The organism is uncultured Anaerofustis sp. (assembly GCF_938029165.1).
Lineage (GTDB): Bacteria > Bacillota > Clostridia > Eubacteriales > Anaerofustaceae > Anaerofustis.
In genome coordinates this window covers 38720-55647 of sequence record NZ_CALHFB010000003.1, presented here as the reverse complement: position 1 = coordinate 55647, position 16928 = coordinate 38720, and the positions used below count along the sequence as shown (strand labels likewise).

17 protein-coding genes are annotated in these 16928 nt (G+C 32.0%); 13 read left to right on the top strand and 4 right to left on the bottom strand.

Translation table 11 applies throughout. The features are described 5' to 3' along the window. Positions 1-82: 82 nt before the first annotated feature. Positions 83-1516: a 3D domain-containing protein gene (locus Q0516_RS00560; protein ID WP_294466362.1), complete on the top strand. Its 1434-nt coding sequence runs from the start codon at positions 83-85 to the stop codon at positions 1514-1516. Positions 1517-1703: 187 nt separating this feature from the next. Here Q0516_RS00560 and Q0516_RS00555 read toward each other — a convergent pair whose 3' ends face one another. Together Q0516_RS00555 and Q0516_RS00550 are read right to left on the bottom strand one after the other, a co-directional pair. Further along, a complete protein-coding gene (locus tag Q0516_RS00555) occupies positions 1704-2219 on the bottom strand; it encodes a DUF4358 domain-containing protein (RefSeq protein WP_257479526.1) in 516 nt (171 codons plus the stop codon). Next, positions 2216-2917 carry a glycerophosphodiester phosphodiesterase gene (locus Q0516_RS00550; RefSeq protein ID WP_294466351.1) on the bottom strand — a complete coding sequence of 234 codons (702 nt, stop codon included), beginning with the start codon at positions 2915-2917 and terminating at the stop codon, positions 2216-2218. Before Q0516_RS00550 ends, Q0516_RS00555 begins: the two co-directional genes overlap by 4 nt. Before the next feature lie 118 nt (positions 2918-3035). Here Q0516_RS00550 and Q0516_RS00545 point away from each other — a divergent pair, with 118 nt between their 5' ends. From Q0516_RS00545 to Q0516_RS00505, 9 genes are all read left to right on the top strand, one after another. Next, positions 3036-4289 (top strand): hypothetical protein, encoded by a 1254-nt coding sequence (locus tag Q0516_RS00545; protein WP_294466350.1) that lies wholly within the window; start codon positions 3036-3038, stop codon positions 4287-4289. Between the two features lie 86 nt (positions 4290-4375). Next, the gene (locus tag Q0516_RS00540; RefSeq protein ID WP_294466347.1) at positions 4376-5023 is read left to right on the top strand and encodes a YhcN/YlaJ family sporulation lipoprotein; all 648 of its coding nucleotides are present in this window, start codon (positions 4376-4378) and stop codon (positions 5021-5023) included. A 262-nt stretch (positions 5024-5285) separates the two neighbouring features. After that, positions 5286-6146: a diadenylate cyclase CdaA gene (gene cdaA, locus Q0516_RS00535; RefSeq protein WP_294466343.1), complete on the top strand. Its 861-nt coding sequence runs from the start codon at positions 5286-5288 to the stop codon at positions 6144-6146. Beyond that, positions 6133-7359 carry a CdaR family protein gene (locus Q0516_RS00530; protein WP_294466541.1) on the top strand — a complete coding sequence of 409 codons (1227 nt, stop codon included), beginning with the start codon at positions 6133-6135 and terminating at the stop codon, positions 7357-7359. The genes cdaA and Q0516_RS00530 overlap by 14 nt, the downstream gene beginning before the upstream one ends. Then, positions 7359-8930, top strand: coding sequence for an NAD(P)/FAD-dependent oxidoreductase (locus tag Q0516_RS00525; RefSeq protein ID WP_294466340.1), 1572 nt, complete (start codon positions 7359-7361; stop codon positions 8928-8930). The genes Q0516_RS00530 and Q0516_RS00525 overlap by 1 nt, the downstream gene beginning before the upstream one ends. A 21-nt stretch (positions 8931-8951) precedes the next feature. Continuing rightward, positions 8952-10301 carry a phosphoglucosamine mutase gene (glmM, locus tag Q0516_RS00520; RefSeq protein ID WP_294466337.1) on the top strand — a complete coding sequence of 450 codons (1350 nt, stop codon included), beginning with the start codon at positions 8952-8954 and terminating at the stop codon, positions 10299-10301. Between the two features lies 1 nt (position 10302). Further along, entirely contained in the window at positions 10303-11040 is a 738-nt protein-coding gene (fabG, locus tag Q0516_RS00515; RefSeq protein ID WP_294466335.1) for a 3-oxoacyl-ACP reductase FabG, read from the top strand. Positions 11041-11112: 72 nt separating this feature from the next. After that, complete coding sequence (locus tag Q0516_RS00510) at positions 11113-11988, top strand: DegV family protein (RefSeq protein WP_294466332.1); 876 nt, start codon at positions 11113-11115, stop codon at positions 11986-11988. Beyond that, positions 11988-12164: a hypothetical protein gene (locus Q0516_RS00505; protein ID WP_294466330.1), complete on the top strand. Its 177-nt coding sequence runs from the start codon at positions 11988-11990 to the stop codon at positions 12162-12164. The genes Q0516_RS00510 and Q0516_RS00505 overlap by 1 nt, the downstream gene beginning before the upstream one ends. Positions 12165-12249: 85 nt before the next feature. Here Q0516_RS00505 and rplS read toward each other — a convergent pair whose 3' ends face one another. Next, a complete protein-coding gene (rplS, locus tag Q0516_RS00500; RefSeq protein ID WP_257479536.1) occupies positions 12250-12594 on the bottom strand; it encodes a 50S ribosomal protein L19 in 345 nt (114 codons plus the stop codon). 254 nt (positions 12595-12848) lie between these two features. Between rplS and Q0516_RS00495 the strand changes: the two genes are divergently transcribed. Continuing rightward, the gene (locus Q0516_RS00495) at positions 12849-15104 is read left to right on the top strand and encodes a M6 family metalloprotease domain-containing protein (RefSeq protein WP_294466324.1); all 2256 of its coding nucleotides are present in this window, start codon (positions 12849-12851) and stop codon (positions 15102-15104) included. A 30-nt stretch (positions 15105-15134) separates the two neighbouring features. Here Q0516_RS00495 and Q0516_RS00490 read toward each other — a convergent pair whose 3' ends face one another. After that, positions 15135-15635 carry a flavin reductase gene (locus Q0516_RS00490; RefSeq protein ID WP_294466322.1) on the bottom strand — a complete coding sequence of 167 codons (501 nt, stop codon included), beginning with the start codon at positions 15633-15635 and terminating at the stop codon, positions 15135-15137. A gap of 175 nt (positions 15636-15810) precedes the next feature. Between Q0516_RS00490 and Q0516_RS00485 the strand changes: the two genes are divergently transcribed. Both Q0516_RS00485 and Q0516_RS00480 read left to right on the top strand, forming a co-directional pair. Then, positions 15811-16263, top strand: coding sequence for a hypothetical protein (locus Q0516_RS00485; RefSeq protein ID WP_294466317.1), 453 nt, complete (start codon positions 15811-15813; stop codon positions 16261-16263). Between the two features lie 48 nt (positions 16264-16311). Continuing rightward, positions 16312-16911 carry a hypothetical protein gene (locus Q0516_RS00480; RefSeq protein ID WP_294466315.1) on the top strand — a complete coding sequence of 200 codons (600 nt, stop codon included), beginning with the start codon at positions 16312-16314 and terminating at the stop codon, positions 16909-16911. Positions 16912-16928 lie beyond the last annotated feature (17 nt).

The following is a 16928-nucleotide window of genomic DNA, read 5'->3' as shown; positions in this document are numbered from 1 at the left end:
CGCCCTTCAAAATTTGACAAAATATTATATTTAAGGTATATTTTAAATACTAAAAATCTTTAAAGGATGTGATTGTTGTAGTATGAAAAATAAACTTTTAGAAAAATTGAATACTATAAAAAAATCAAAATCGGAAAAAGACATAAATGAAAATAGTATAAATATAATAGAATCCGAAACCGAAAATATTCAAGATAAGTCAGAGGAAAAGCTGAATAATTTAAATGATATCGAAGAAGCAAATAATGTTGTTGACATTGATGAAGCAGATGATAAAAATGTCTCTTCAAAAGATGAAAATTTTATATCGGAAGAATTATCTGATGATGAAAATAAGATTATGCAGCCGATAGAAGAGATAGATGAAGATACGCTTAAAGCTGCTAAATTAATCGAAGAAGAAAATATGGATGTTATCGAAGCTCTGGAGCATTTGGATAAAATGGATGAAGACAGCGATATATCTGAGAGCTTAAAAAAGAAAAAAGCAAAAGATTATTTGAATAAAAAACTTATCCCTATATGCATTTGCTTTTTTATAACGGCAATGGTCGGACTTTCCGCGCTTCTTATAAATATGTCTACTTTGAATGTAAGTATAGTTGTGGATGATGAAAAGCCAGTAAGTGTAAAACAAATAGGAACTTTGACCACATCGGAGGCTCTTATGAAGGCAGGGATATCTCCTTCAAGCAAGGATACCATATCAAAACCTTTGGATGCAGAGCTTAAAAATAATGACGTTATAAACATTACAAGTGCGGATAAAGTACTTGTTACCAATGGTAAGAAAATAGTAAAAGTCGATACCGGACTAAAAAGTAAAAAAGATATAGTCAAACAGGCAAACTTTAAAGTCGATAAAAATAAAAAAGTATCGTCTATAAAGCATAAGAATACTTCCGTATACGCGGTACTCGATAAAAATCAAAAGCTTGTCAATAAGACACAAAAAGTAAAATATAAAACCGTTTATAAAGAAGTAGATTCTCTTGACGGCGAAGATGAAAAAGTCGTGAAAGAAGGGCAAAACGGTAAACTTAGTTTTATCAGTGTTGTGACTACAAATTCCAAGGGAAAAGTCGTTTCAACGACTAATTTGACCAAGACAGTTGTAAAACCGGTTCAGAACAAAGTTGTTGAAGTAGCGAAAGATTCCGATGATACCATAATGCTTCCGGAAGCTGACGGAAAGGCTCCTGTTAAGTATAATCAAAAGATAACCGTCAATGTTACCGCTTACTGCTCATGTGCGGTTTGCTGCGGTAAATCCACAGGACGAACTGCCAGTGGTACATATGCCACTGCAAACAGGACAATAGCAGCTTGGAGCGGACTTCCTTTCGGGACCGAAGTTTATTTTCCATCTATGGCAAACAGACCTAATGGCGGTATATACACTGTTGAAGACAGAGGCGGTGCTATAACTTCCGGAAGGATAGATATCTATTTTTCCTCTCATTCGGAAGCACTGGCTTTTGGAAGAAGGACAATGGACGCATACATACTTAAATAAAATAAAACACATTGGATATCCAATGTGTTTTTTATTACTTATTATTAAATTGTTTCACTTTTTTCTTTTTTATTATTGTGTTTACGGCTATAGTTATAAAAGTATACTTTTTCTATCCAAGTAAAAAACATTTTTCCGATTTTTTCATTATAGTTATCTTGTAAAAAAGAATAGATTTTTATATCCTTTATTTTGAGACTTCTTTTTCTTCAAATGATGATGTGAAAGCATCTATCACTTTGTTATTATCATATGATATAACATAAATCAAATAATTATTGTTTTCATAATAACTTCTGTTTACCACTAAGTTATATTCTGCCTGATTTTGACCTTTCCAAGTATTTTCATAACCGATCATATAATCATCTATAGCTTTTTTAACTTCCTCTTTTTTGTCAGGCTTTACTTTTGCAAGTATATACAGATTGCTTTTTGTACTTAAGGCGGATTGTTTGATAATCAGTTCGTCTAACATACTTTCATCAATTTTATAGATTTTATTGATTTCTTTCTCATTGGGAGAAGTCATATTATAAAATATAGGGACATTCTTACCGTCTTTTTCATATGTAAGTTCTTCTATTACATTAGCTGTCTTTCTGAGATTTAAAGTAGTTATATATTCTTTTTTACCGCACCCCATAAATAAAGTAGTGCAAAATATGGTGAGCATTGATAAAATAGCTATTCTTCTTTTCATTTATTCCCCTCGTTTAAAATTTTATCTGCTATATTTGTTATAATAGTATCGACCTTTAAATTTTTAATATAATTATATTCTCTAAAAGTGTTGATAGTATAACAATTTACTTCAATATTATTTTCTCTTGCTTTATCTATTATATTTTTATCAATGCATAAAAATTGTGGATGTATGGCGTCAAAGTTATTTTCTTTTGCATAATCTATTATGTTTTCAAAAAAACCTTCGTATAAAGCTCCGACTTTTAATGTTTTATCTATTTCTTTTATCTTTCTCAGTGCTCTGTGGTCGAATGAAGAAAATATAGTATAATCTTCCATATTATAATCTTTTATCATATTTACAGTCATTTGTTCAATATCATTATATAAATATGAAGAACTTTTTAATTCAACGTTTAAGTTTATATCAGTATCTGTAAATAAATCAAGAACATCTTTGAATAATGGGATACTATCCTCATTATTTATTTTTATATTTTTAATTTCATTATATGTAAGCTCTGCTATATATTCATTGATATTACACATTCTTTCTAATGTAAAATCATGAAAAACCACTAACTTTTTATCTTTTGTTAAATGTACATCAAGCTCGATACTATCTATATCATACTTCATCGCTTCTTTAAACGAACTTATTGTATTTTCAGTCTTTTGTTTTAGCATTCCTCTATGTGCGCATATTTTTGACATATTATTCACCTTCTTTGCTCTAATATATATTACTTAAGAGGTAAAGTAAATAGATTTAATGTTTTCATAATTTATATTTAATGGAATATAAATAATTATAAGTAAGTAGGAGGAGAATATGATAGATTTAGTAAATAAAGAGTTTGTTAACCTTGGAAATAACAGTGCGAATTTGATTTGTGATATAAAAGAAAAAAATGATATTTTCGAAATAAATTTAAAATTGGAGAATTTGCCTGTCAGTGAATATGCAGTGGTATTTATAATGGATACGAAAGAATATACTTCTGCTATATTTGAAGTTAAAAGTTTAAAATCGGAAAATAAGAAAATAAATGTTGAAAAAGAAAAAGTCAAAACTTTCGATAAAATAGAAATCGTTGATATTTATTCCGGAGATGTTTTATTTGAATATATAAAAGAGGAAGATTTCGAAAACACAGAAGCGGAAGAAGAAAAGGAAATCGAAATACCTTTTTTAAAAAACAATGAAACGATAAACGATGAAAAAGAAATCGTAAAAGAAGATATAACAATAATAAAAGAAGAAAAAAAAGAGAATAATAATACCGAAGAAGAAATAACTAATGAAATTTACGAAAATGAAGACGAGAGCTTTGAAAAGGAAGAAATCGTCACTTCTAAAGAAGAAAAAAGTATAAATAAAAAAAACGATAAGTTAAAAGATGAAAAATCGGTAAATTTAATTGAAAATGATAATGAAGAAACTATTTCATTGGATGAAGAAATCCGAAATACCGAAGAAGATGTCGATGCATTAAGAGGATTATTTGAAATTTTTTCACCAAAAAACAAAAATAAATCAGAAGACGATAACGATGAATTCGAAGCCGCAATAGATAATATCAGCGATGATAATGCTGATGAGAAAAAAAATGATGAATTTGAATTTGTTGAAGAAAAAACTGAGACAGAAAAAGAAGAAATACCTAAAGTAGTCATAAATGCAAATGATGTTTTGGTAGAAGACATTATGGAGGTGTTTCAAACAGATAACCTTCCAAAAGTCGAAGGAGATCATAAATTTTTTATCGTAGATGAAACAGATGAAAGATTAAATGATATAAATATTATATATAACGGTTTTGTTATGCCGATGTTATATCCTTATATGGGATATAAAAACTTAGAGCTGGAAAATGCGATTTTGCCTAATTGGATTTTCGGTAAGCTTTTTGAAGACGGAGAAATAAAATATTATGTTTACGGGATTTTGGGAAGTAAAAATGATAAGACACAGCCGTTTTTGGGTTCAACGGGATTTATTTACTATGAGCCGAGTGCATATGACGGTTTTGGTTACTGGCTTATGTATATAAGCGAAAAAACAGGTAAAATATGCCTGCTTTAATATACAAATAATACTTTATAATCAAGTTATTACCAGCATATAAAAATCCTTCTTTTTAAATAATAATATAGAAAGGAGGATTGTAAATGAATAAAAAAATAATGACTATAACTCTAGCTTCATTTATGATGCTGTCGACTTTTGCCGGCTGCGGAAATGTTAGCAATGATACAAATACCAAAAAAGGTAATGCTATCGAAAACGCTGCAGACGATGTGAAAAACGGTGCTGAAAATATAGGTAATGACGTAAAGAACGGTGTTGATAATGCCGCAGATGATGTTAGAAACGGTGCAGAGAATGTTACAGACGGAAATGATAATGTAACAAAGAATGATTCTTCATTAACACCATATCAGTTTGATTACAGCGGAATGTACAGACAGTATACATCTAACGATACAGGATATTATAATTCATCTTCTTCTGCTAAGAATAAGCAGGAAGGAAATGCTGCATATAATGATATCAAAAAGATATCAGGTATCGATGATGTAAAAGTCGTGATTATTGATAACAGGGCATACTGTGGAGTTAAAACTGAAGCCAACGCAAACAGTTTATCGACTAAGAAAAAAGCAAAAATAGGAAACATTATAAAAGAAAGATACCCTCAGGTTAAGAATGTCTACTTTTCAGATAAAGTTAACGGATACACTTCTTTAGTTAACGTTATCGGAAATGATTTAAAAGATATTACAGATGATGTTTTAAATTTGTTTGATATAAGATAATGATAATATAAAGTCTCTTTGAAATCAAAGAGACTTTTTTATTATGTTCTTTTTAAATTAATATTTAATTAAATTTTAGCATTTTCCATAAAATAATGTATAATAAATTATATAGCTAAACGTTTGTTTAGTTTTCTTAGTATATAAAAAATATTAAATTGTTATTTATTGGGAATAATAGTATTTAAATAATGATAGATATTTAATGTAAGTATTTATTTACTAAGTAATATTAATATAAAAATGAGGTAAGGTAAATAGAATGTCTCAGATAGCATCTTTTTTTAATCAGATATTTCAATCTTTTACTATATTATCGGCAATCGATATTCTTATAATGACTTTTATTATATATGCTATTATCAGGCTAATAAAAGGTACTCAAGCGGAGCAGGTAGCGAAGGGAATAATCATAATATTGGTGATAACCCAGGTCAGTGACTGGATCGGGCTTGTTACCGTTAATTTTGTGTTTAAAAATATAATTACCGTTGGATTATTGGCACTGCTTATCATGTTCCAGCCGGAACTTAGAAAAATGCTTGAAACTATCGGTAAAACAAATGTCAAACATTTAAAAGATATATTCATGGAAAAGGACCTTGATTCACCCAGTGTTGCAGTGGATCAAATAGTTGAGAGCGTAAGTGCATTATCCAAAACCAAGACGGGTTTACTTGTTGTGATTGAAAGGCAAGTACCTCTCGATGATGTGGTGGAAACGGGAGTTAAGCTGGATAGTTTACTCAGTACAGAACTGCTTAACAATATATTTGAATACGCTACACCGCTTCATGACGGTGCGGTTATCATTAACAGCGAAACTCTTAGGATAAGAGCAGCCGCTTGCCTTCTTCCGTTGTCGCAAAATAAAAATCTTTCTACCAGCATAGGTACAAGACATCGTGCGGGGATAGGTATAAGCGAGCATTCCGACTGTGTATCACTTATGGTTTCTGAAGAAAACGGAGTTATTTCTTATGCAATAGGCGGTAAGCTTTCCAGATTTGTAGGAGAAAGAGGGATAAGGAGAATATTAACTGAAATATTGATCGAAGAACCTTCTCATAAAAATGGTAAATCTAAAATGCTAAGGAGAAAACACAGTGATGGACAAAAATAACAGTAAAATCATGACATTATTGATTTCTTTTCTTTTAGCTTTACTTTTATGGGCATATGCTACGAGCGACGGGGATAATATGGCTTATAGCAGGATAGAGGATATTCCGATTGCAATAACGAATACAAATAATCTGGATCAAAATGATTTTGTAGTAAAGTTATCCAAAGAAAAGATAGAGAGCATAAAGGTATACGGCAAGGGCTCTTTGGTAAAAAGTATGAATAATCAAAATATCCATGCAAGTGTGGATTTGAAAGATATCTCTACGGAAGGGACTTATACTTTAAATATAAATATTAAGGGTATACCTAGTGATGTGACCGTAGTAGATCAGTCTCCCAACGTTGTTAAGGTAACGGTCGATAAGATGGGTAATAAAGATATAAGTATCCCTTTGATAAAGCAGACCGGAGAACTCAAGAAAGGGTATAGTGTACTATCCCTTTCCTCCAGTGTAGACAGTGTCCACATATCGGGACCTTCAAACAGTGTAGATAAGGTAAAAGCTATTGTCGGTACAGTAGATGTTTATAACAGAAGTGAGGATTTTACTTCTAATGTGAATTTATATGCTGTAGATGAAAATGGTAAAAAAATAAAAGATGTCGATTTGTCTCCAAAAACTACGAGTGTCAATGTCAACATAGGAAGAACCAAAGAAGTAGACATAAATGTAAAAACAAAAGGTAAGTCCAAAGACGGATATAAAATTACAAGTATAACGCCCAATAAAACTAAAATAACAATATCCGGTCCGGAAGATGTTTTGAATTCAATCGAGACTGTAAATACCGAAGTTTTGGATTTATCCGAAATAACATCTTCAATAGACAAGAAACTTGATTTAGATTTACCTGAGGGAGTTCATGTTGTGGACTCTAAGGATACCGTGGATGTAAGTGTTTCTGTTGACAGAGATAAACAAAAAACCATATATATAACTTCATTTACTTTTGATAATTTATCTGAGGGACTCAGTGCGGAAGTAATTGATGATAAGGTTGGTGTCCTTCTTTCGGGAGACAATGCTTTATTGAATGAAATAAGCGAAAAAAATCTTGTCGGCTCTCTTGACTTATCGGGACTAACTGAAGGGACTCATTCCGTAGCAATAAAAATAAGTACTCAGGGGATACCTGACGGTGTAAAAATTCAAAGTGTGAGCAAAAATTCAGTAAGTGTAAAAATAACTAAAGGACAAATAAAATAGTGAGAAAATATTTAATTGAAAATATAAAAATAAATATAGAAAATCTGTCTCATAGCGGAGAGAGAGAAGTAATAATAAATAAACTTAAACTTACCGAACAGAAGGTTAAGGATTTAAAAATAATAAGAAAATCCCTGGATGCAAGAAAAAGGAATACAGATGGTATTTTTTATGTCTATTCCGTTGTACTTTCATATCCCACAAAACCAAAAGAAAGAGGTTTTAGGGTAAGTATATATGAAAATAAAAAAGAAAATTTAATCAATTTTAATAAAAATAAAGATATAAAACCTATTATCGTGGGTAGCGGTCCAAGCGGTCTGTTTGCGGCTCTATATCTTGCTAAAATGGGATATAAACCAATTATTTTTGAAAGAGGCGAAGAAGTAAAAGAAAGAGTAAAAACCGTAAAGGACTTTTTTGATAATGCTGTTCTTAATGAAAATTCCAATGTTCAGTTTGGTTTGGGCGGAGCAGGAACTTTCTCCGACGGAAAAATAAATTCAAGGATAAAAAGTCCTTTGAAAAACGAAGTGCTGGATACCTTTATAAGCTGCGGTGCACCGAGGGAAATAAAATACTTAAATAAACCTCATCTCGGTACGGATAAACTTAGAACAATAGTTGATGATTTAAAAGCTTTAATAGAATATTATGGAGGAGAGTTTAACTTTTCTTCTACAGTAACCGATATTATAGTAGATGATGATAAGATAAAAGGTGTAATAGTCAATGATAAAGATGAGTATTTATCAGATATCGTGATAATGGGTATCGGTAACGGTGCAAGGGATACATTTAAGATGTTACATAAACATAATGTAAGTATGGTAAGCAAATCTTTTGCATTAGGATTTAGGGTGGAGCATTTAAGAGAAGATATAGACAGGTGCTGTTACAGTGATTATGCAGGACATAAAGTTCTCGGAGCCGCTGATTATAATCTTACATATCATGATGAAGAAACCAAAAAGGGCGTTTATTCTTTTTGCAACTGCCCGGGAGGCGTAGTTGTTGCGGGTGCAAGTTCAAAGGGACAGGTCGTTACAAACGGAATGAGCTTTAGGAGCAGGAATATGATAAATACCAATTCTGCAATCGTAGTAAACATAAATGAAACTGACTATGGGAATGATTTGTTTTCAGGCATTATGTTTCAGGAAGAATTGGAAAGAAAAGCTTATGAAATGGGGGGGAGCGATTATAAAGCCCCATACATGAGCATATATGACTATTTAGGTTTAAAGGGAAAAACTACTGTTAAACCGAGTTATTTACCGGGAGTTAAAGAATGCGATTTAAATGAGCTTCTTCCCAAAAACTTGAATAATGCAATAAAAAATTCTTTAATCTCATTTAATAATTTTTTTGAAACATTTTATAATGGTATAATCACCGGGGTTGAAACGAGGACTTCTTCTCCCGTAAGGATTTTAAGAGATAAAAATACATTAGAAAGTGAAAATATAAAGGGGCTTTATCCTATAGGGGAAGGTGCTGGATATGCCGGAGGCATATTATCGAGTGCAGTGGATGGAATTAAAGCCGCACTTGCCATAAATGAAAATTAATATTACTTAGGAGGAAAGTAAATGGGAAGATTGTTTGGAACAGACGGAGTAAGAGGAGTTGCTAATACACAGTTATCCTCAAAGTTGGCACATAAAATAGGATATGCGGCTACTATAAAATTAACAAAGGATAATGATAAATCACCTACATTCGTAGTAGGTATGGATACCAGGATTTCGGGGGATATGATTTACGCGGGACTGGTAAGCGGGATAATGTCTGCGGGCGGAAATGTTTTAAATGCAGGGATAATTCCAACACCTGCCGTTTCTGTTTTGGTTAAGGAGTTTAATGCCGACAGCGGTATAGTTATTTCTGCTTCTCATAATCCATATGAGTATAATGGAATAAAGTTTTTTAGTAAGACCGGACATAAACTGCCGGATGAAGTTGAAGATGAAATAGAAAGGTATATTTTCGATAAAGTCAGAGACAGAGATATTGTAGGAGATAAAATAGGCAGAGAGACTAAGATTGCTTATCCGGGAGATATTTATATAAAATATTTATTATCTAAATTAGATATAGATTCTTTGGAAGGTCTAAATATCGTATTGGATTTGGCAAACGGTGCTACATATAAAGTCGGACCGGAAATCTTTAAAAAGCTGGGTGCAAATGCTGTTTTGATAGCTAACGATCCGAACGGAGTAAATATCAATAATAAATGCGGTTCTACAAGTGTTAAGAATTTATCAAATAAAGTTCTCGAGACCAATGCTGATTTTGGTATAGCTTTCGACGGCGACGGCGATAGAGTTATCTTTGTAGACGATAAAGGCAAAGAGTTTGACGGAGATAAAATAATGTATCTGTTAAGCTGTTATTTAAAGGATAAAGGAAAGTTGAATAAAGATACCTTGGTACTTACCGTAATGAGTAATCTTGGAGTAAAAAAAGCTTTAAAGGCAAAAGGTATCAATATCAGTGAGACCGGTGTCGGTGACAGATACGTTGTGGAAAGAATGCTGGAAGAAGGATTTAATATCGGAGGAGAACAGTCGGGACATGTGATCATTTCCGATATCAACTCTACGGGAGACGGTATAGCTACGGCTTTACTTGTTTGCAAGGCAGCAAAAGAATATGGTAAAAACGTAACCGAACTTACAAAAGATTTGGTTATTTATCCTCAGGTACTCATAAATGCGACGGTAAATAATGATAAAAAGAACGACTATGATAAAGATGAAGTCATAGTATCTGCAATTAAAAAAATAGAAGAAAAATATGCCGGAAACGGCAGGGTTCTTATAAGAACAAGCGGAACCGAACCTTTGGTAAGAGTTATGATCGAAGGGGAAGACCAAGTTGAAATCAAAAAAGACGCAACGGTACTCGCTAAATTAATCGAAGAAAGATTAGTATAATATGTCAAATAAAACTGCAGTGATAAGCGGAGCAAGCGGTGATATAGGTATTTCTCTTGCTCATGCTTTTTATAATGAAAATTATAATTTAGTACTATTATATAATAAAAATAAAAAACCTATAGATGATTTTATTGATACTCATAAGTATAGAGATTTAGAAGTTATAGCTTTAAAAGCAGATTTATCCGATGAAAATCAAGTTGACAATGCTGTTAAAGAAATAAAGGATAACTTTAAAAATATAGACGTACTTATTAATAATGCAGGCATCAGTTTAATTAAATTTTTTGATGAAACCGGCTTAGAAGAATGGGATAAAATTTTTAACGTAAATGTTAAAAGTGCATTCATGTTATCAAAGGCATTTATTCCAAACATGATCAATAGGAAAAAAGGAAATATAATAAATATTTCTTCCATGTGGGGAATAAGCGGAGCCAGCATGGAAGTCGCTTACTCAGCTTCAAAAGCTGCTTTGATAGGTATGAGTAAAGCTCTTTCCAAAGAAGTGGGACCCAGTAATATAAATGTCAATGTAATAGCTCCGGGAGTTATCGATACGAAAATGAATAATAATCTTTCAGATGAAGATTTAGAAGTATTATCTGAAGAAACTCCTATGGGTAGGATTGGAAAACCTGAAGATGTAGCAAATATGGCAGTATTTTTAGCAAGTGATAAAGCTACTTTTATAACCGGACAAGTTATAAGTGTGGACGGCGGATTTATATTATAATCAATTTGACAATGTTCATTATAAAGTGTATATTTTATTGTAATATCAAAAATGTGTTAGGTGAAAAAAAGAATGAAAGTAAACATATTAACCGATTCTACAGCAGATTTAACTAAAGAACAAATGAATGAACATGATATCAATGTGTACCCTCTAAATATTTATTTTGGGGAAGAAGAATATATAGATGGGGTTACTATTGATCATAGGCAGTTTTTTGATAAGTTATCCAAATGCAAAGAACTTCCTACGACAAGTCAAATCCCTGTTGGACAGTTAAAGGACTTATTTTTAAAATTTACAGAGAATGGGGAAGAAGTAGTAGTTATAACATTATCAAGTAAATTAAGCGGTTCTTATAATTCTGCGGTATTAGTCAGAGACTCTTTGGATATGGACAGGAAAAGCAGAGTTCATTTAATTGATTCACAGAGTGTTACATTGGGGCTATGTAATATAGTTTTGGAAGCATGTAAGCTTAGAGACAAGGGACTCAGCGGTAAAGAAATAGAAGACGAGATCAACAGTATCAAATCCCAAAGTACACTTCTTGCTTTAATAGAAGATTATAAATATCTGGTAATGGGAGGCAGGCTTTCAAAAGCAACTGCATTCATAGGAAATACTTTGAATATTATGCCTGTAGTGGAAATCACGGGCGGCGAAGTCGTACCTATCAAAAAAGTAAGAGGAAGAAAAAAAGGTTATCAATTTATAATAGAGAAAGCACGAGAATATGGAATCGATATGTCAAAAGCTTTTTTTATGGGACATGTTGATGACGCGGAAGCTTTTAATAATTTTGAAGAATATATGTTTAATAATTTTGAAGAATTAAAGGATATTGAAATATCTCCGGTAAAAAATATCGGAGCGGTTGTCGGGACACATGCGGGACCGCACTGTGTCGGTATAGCATTTTTCAAAAATAACCAAGGGGATCATTAATGGCGGATAATAATGATAATAATGAATATAATAACAGACTCGCAACTTATCTTGGTTTAGGTTTATGTTTTGGAACCGCCTTTGGAATTATTTTTAAAAATCTTGCAATGGGTATAGGTTTAGGTTTATGTTTTGGCGTAGCATTGGGTTCTTCATTCGATAAAAAAGATAAATAAAATTTTACATTGTATATAATTTAAGTTAATATATACACTATGGATATTAAAAAATGCAACAAAAAAAGTCCTATGCGGACTTTTTTTAGTTTCTTTTTTCTTTGACTTTTGCAGCCTTACCCACTCTGTCTCTAAGGTAGTGAAGTTTTGCTCTTCTAACTTTACCTTGTCTTGTTACTTCGATTTTATCGATTCTTGGTGAGTGTACCGGGAAAGTTCTTTCTACTCCGACACCATAAGAAATTTTTCTTACTGTGAATGTTTCCTGAACTCCGCCATGTTGTTTCTTAAGCACAATACCTTCAAAAACCTGAATTCTTTCTCTTTTACCTTCAACAACTTTAACGTGAACTTTTACAGTATCACCTACGTTAAATTTAGTTACATCAGCTTTAAGGTTTTCGTTTTCAACTAGTTTTAATAAATCCATCGTTTGTGCCTCCCTTCATCTTCAAGCATTCTTACTTACTTTCTAAGCAGAGGAACACCCATAATAGTTATAGTCATCAGACTTATAGCCTAAAAAGTATATCATAACCAAAAGATTTATTCAACTTATTTTTGTTATTATTTTAATAAAATTTGCTTAGTATCAATATTTTAAGCACTTTAAGTAAAATCATCCTAATTATTATCGGGATTATGTTAAAATAAAAGAGAAATAATATCAAAAGGGGCGTTATCATGAAAAGTATATCATTAGAAAAGAAAATAGGATTTTTATTGATATTTATATTTTTGTCGGTATTTACAACCGTAAATAATGTATTTGCAGTAACTGCATATCCTTATGTAAGTACGCTGATTCAGCCTGACGGAACAAAGTTTGGTGCTTATATCAAAGGAGACGAATACTTTAATTATTATGTTGACGAATCTGATAACCTTATTTTAAAAGATAAAGAAGATGACACTTGGAAATATATAATTAATAAAAGCGGAAAATTAGATTTGGGAGAAGTAATCGGTAATAAATCTAAAAGAAACAAATCATCAAAAAAAGATATAATTAAATCTTCGGTTCTAAATAGTGAGACAAAAAAGAAAGAATATTTAAAATTGCAGGGAAAGAGTACAAATATAGAAAAGAGGCAAAATTCCAAACCTATTGATTTAACTAAAGTTCCTTTGTCTAAAAAAAGCAAGTCATTTAAAGGACTTAGTGATAACGGTTCTTCTGTAAGAGAACTTCCTATGGTTATAATAGATGTCAGTTTTCAGGATATAGAAACGGAGAATACAGAAAAGTGGTATGATACAGTTTATAACGATGCCGACGGGATAAGAGCGTATTATAAGGAAGTATCAAATAATAAGTTTACCGTTGCTCCCGTTAAGGAAACAAATACTTCTCATCCCGGAACTATAAAAGTGAAACTGGATAGAGTACATGGTAACTGGGGTAACGATTTTAATAAAAATGATTTTAGCAGAGCAATGCAGGAAATCCTCACCAAGGCAAGCTCATATATAAATTTTAACGATTATGATGTAAATAAAAATGGGATAATAGATAATAACGAACTTGCCGTAGTATTCATATTTGCGGGATATGAAGCGGCTATGCTTGATGCCGCTGGGCCGAATTATTGGGCAAGTAAAATTACATATAATATACCTTATTTAAAGGCAAATGATACGTATATAATGAATTTTGTCGGGTTTGCCGAAAAAAGAAAATTAGATAACGATCCTGATGAGAATATAAACTCTACTGCTACGCTTTGTCATGAACTGGGACACTATCTGGGACTATCCGATTTATATGATACAGATTACGGAGCAGGCAAATGGGCTGGTTGTGCAAATCTTGAATATACGAGTTTAATGGATGGCGGGAACTGGGGATATGAAAAATATGAAGGTGCTATAAATACAAAATTTATTCCCTCTCATCTCGATGCCTTTTCAAAATCAATGCTTGGGTATTATGAAAAGAGTTACATACTTAAAAATGGAAAATATATCTTAAATACCGCGTCGGATAATATGAATTATAACTTATATATAATACCGACCAATGATAAAAATAAATTTTATATCATTGAAAACAGACAGTTTAAAAACTTTGACAGAGCTCTTGGCACTTCTTATAAAAGTAGATATGGATTAGTGAGCTGTGAAGCGGGAATTGTTGTATATATGGTAGATATTGATAAATTCAAAAAATACAATTCAAATAATACCGTCAACAGCAGTTATCATCCTCCGGGGATAAGCCTTATAAGACCGAGTAGCGATAATTATGAGTTCCCGTCACCGTTTTGGAGTGACTTTATATATAATTTAAATGATCCCAAAGGGTATGATAAAGTACCTTTTATGTTTATGTGGAGCAATGACTCTTATTCAATATATCGTACTGATATAGTTATAGATACAAATACTCCTTCAAAAGATAATATGACAATCAATGTTGCTCTTCCAAAGGAAAAAGTTAGTTCGATAAAGACTAAAAATTCTGCCATTGACAGTAATGGGGGCAAAGTTTCTTTTAGAGTAGAGGGAAAGAATTTTTATGGAGATATGACACTTAGTGTATTTGATAATAAAGGGAATAAAATAAACGAGGACTGGGCTCATGCCGTAATTAAAAATGAAGATGTATTAAATATAGTAACGAGAAATGGAAATATCGAGTTTCCAAAAAACGATACAAAAGAAAATGAAGCTTATGTTGTTAGAGCTTCTTTTGACGGAGGTAAAACCTACAGTAACAAAGTATCTGATATAACGGTAAAAAATTCTTATACAAAAGAGGATGTCATCACAAACGAGGGAGTAAGCAATATAAATGATAATAAAAACAACGAAACAAATCAGGTCTCTTCCGCTAAAACTTCGGACAGCGGAGATATGGATTTATGGCTGATAATTCTCGGAGTTTCGGTTTTGGGGACTTTTGGAGTCGGTCTTAAAATCAAATATAATTCCAAATAAAATAAAAAAGAGCCTATGTTATGGCTCTTTTTATTTATCATAAACGTTTAGGATTTCGCCGTAGAATATCATATGATAATCATTGTTTCCTTCATAAAATCTTTTTTCAATATTTTCATAGTCTATTATTCCTGTAGGGTCCATTGACTGTTTGTAAACTATTTTACATTCGTAGTGCAGTTTTGCTTCGTTTATTACTGGACTTTCCACAGATTGTGCGTCGGCTAACGTAAGTCCCGTTTCTTTATATTTATCAAAGTCCCTGCCTGATTTTGTTCCCATGAATGCGATTTCTTTTTTCATTGTATCGTACTCGGGTACGCTTACAGTAAATGAGTCTGCATTTTTAATCAAATCATATGTATTCCTTGAAAATCTAACCATTACTGTCATAATGTCTTTGCCCCATACTCTTCCAACCGTCGCCCAGCCTATAACCATTGTATTTACTTTATCTTTATTTTTAACTGTGAGAAATACTCCCTTGGGAAGTTGTTTATTTAGTAAATCAAAAGCTTCTTTTGTTTCCATTTTAAATCCCTCCTTGGAATTATATTTGTTTTATAAAAATATTATAACATTTTTAATTATTTTTACATAGGCGAAAAAAGTCGAAGTTTTGATTTTTATACTTCACATTTTATAAAAAAGTGATATAATTATTCCTTGTGAGTATTTGCTCAATTAAATTTTGGGGGAAATTTATATGAAAGAAAAATTATCTAATTTAGATAAATGGAAGAAAAAATATTTGCTGGTAAGCGTAGTTTTGATATTTTTACTTAGTGCGGTATTTTTAATCGAAGCCGGCGTTCATTTAATAAATGATAAAAACGCGGAGGAGGGGTATTGGCAGAGCACGGGAAAAATAGATCCAAAGGTGGAAGCCTTTGCCGATGACATATCAAAAAAGGCAGCGAAAGTAACTACGGGGCAATATATTGAAACGGTAAAGGAATTTTCAATAAGGGATTCGAAGTATAGATATACGATGATGGTCTGGTTTAAATGGAACGGTAATAATGATCTTGATATGGCAAATCATTTTAGGATTTACCAGGGAACGATAAACAACAAAGAAATGGTAAAAGACTATCATAAAGGAAATTTAAATTATCAGTCCTTAAGGGTAGATGTTACTGTTTCCAAAGATTTCTAGACTACGAGATTTCCTCTGGAATCTCATCAGTTAAAAGTCTATTTGGAATTGGATTACACAATCGATAAGGTAAGGCTGATTGCGGATAAGAAGTATAGTTCTTATAATAGTGCACTGGATATAAACGGTTTTAAGGTCAAGAGATATAAAGTTGAAAGTAATATAATGCAGTACGATAATATAAGAAACGATCCGGAACTTAAGGATATCAATGCCTCACATGAAATCAATTCGGAAGTCGTATCGGTACTGGAAATAAACAGAGCAAACTTTGGACTTTATTTAATTTGTACCATAGCTCTTATGGGTACCTGCTTATGGGCGATAATTGCATTATATATTTGTTCTCATCATAGCGTGGATCCTCTGTCAATGCTTCCCGGGGCTTTGTTTGGTGCGGTATCCAATATTATGGTAGGGGTAAATATGCTTTCTCAAACGCTTAATCCGGGACTTATACTCTTTATAAACGTATGGGGGATAGGTTCTATCCTTGCTACGACGATATCAATAATAAATATAAATCATATAAGAAACGATTTTGGAGAAGAAGAATTTGCCAACAAATACGGAAGTATTATATTTAATATTTCCACAGTGATTTGTGTCATTGGATTTATCGTTCTTCCTCTCTGCGCTTATTTGTAATAAAATATAAAGACTCT

Excerpts from the sequence above, each read along its gene's own strand:
- Q0516_RS00510 (WP_294466332.1), top strand. The coding sequence starts at position 11,113 with ATGAAAGTAAACATATTAACCGATTCTACAGCAGATTTAACTAAAGAA.
- Q0516_RS00545 (WP_294466350.1), top strand. The coding sequence starts at position 3,036 with ATGATAGATTTAGTAAATAAAGAGTTTGTTAACCTTGGAAATAACAGT.
- Q0516_RS00555 (WP_257479526.1), bottom strand. The coding sequence starts at position 2,219 with ATGAAAAGAAGAATAGCTATTTTATCAATGCTCACCATATTTTGCACT.
- fabG (WP_294466335.1), top strand. The coding sequence starts at position 10,303 with ATGTCAAATAAAACTGCAGTGATAAGCGGAGCAAGCGGTGATATAGGT.
- Q0516_RS00485 (WP_294466317.1), top strand. The coding sequence starts at position 15,811 with ATGAAAGAAAAATTATCTAATTTAGATAAATGGAAGAAAAAATATTTG.
- Q0516_RS00540 (WP_294466347.1), top strand. The coding sequence starts at position 4,376 with ATGAATAAAAAAATAATGACTATAACTCTAGCTTCATTTATGATGCTG.
- rplS (WP_257479536.1), bottom strand. The coding sequence starts at position 12,594 with ATGGATTTATTAAAACTAGTTGAAAACGAAAACCTTAAAGCTGATGTA.
- Q0516_RS00560 (WP_294466362.1), top strand. The coding sequence starts at position 83 with ATGAAAAATAAACTTTTAGAAAAATTGAATACTATAAAAAAATCAAAA.
- Q0516_RS00530 (WP_294466541.1), top strand. The coding sequence starts at position 6,133 with ATGGACAAAAATAACAGTAAAATCATGACATTATTGATTTCTTTTCTT.
- Q0516_RS00495 (WP_294466324.1), top strand. The coding sequence starts at position 12,849 with ATGAAAAGTATATCATTAGAAAAGAAAATAGGATTTTTATTGATATTT.
- Q0516_RS00505 (WP_294466330.1), top strand. The coding sequence starts at position 11,988 with ATGGCGGATAATAATGATAATAATGAATATAATAACAGACTCGCAACT.
- glmM (WP_294466337.1), top strand. The coding sequence starts at position 8,952 with ATGGGAAGATTGTTTGGAACAGACGGAGTAAGAGGAGTTGCTAATACA.
- cdaA (WP_294466343.1), top strand. The coding sequence starts at position 5,286 with ATGTCTCAGATAGCATCTTTTTTTAATCAGATATTTCAATCTTTTACT.
- Q0516_RS00490 (WP_294466322.1), bottom strand. The coding sequence starts at position 15,635 with ATGGAAACAAAAGAAGCTTTTGATTTACTAAATAAACAACTTCCCAAG.
- Q0516_RS00550 (WP_294466351.1), bottom strand. The coding sequence starts at position 2,917 with ATGTCAAAAATATGCGCACATAGAGGAATGCTAAAACAAAAGACTGAA.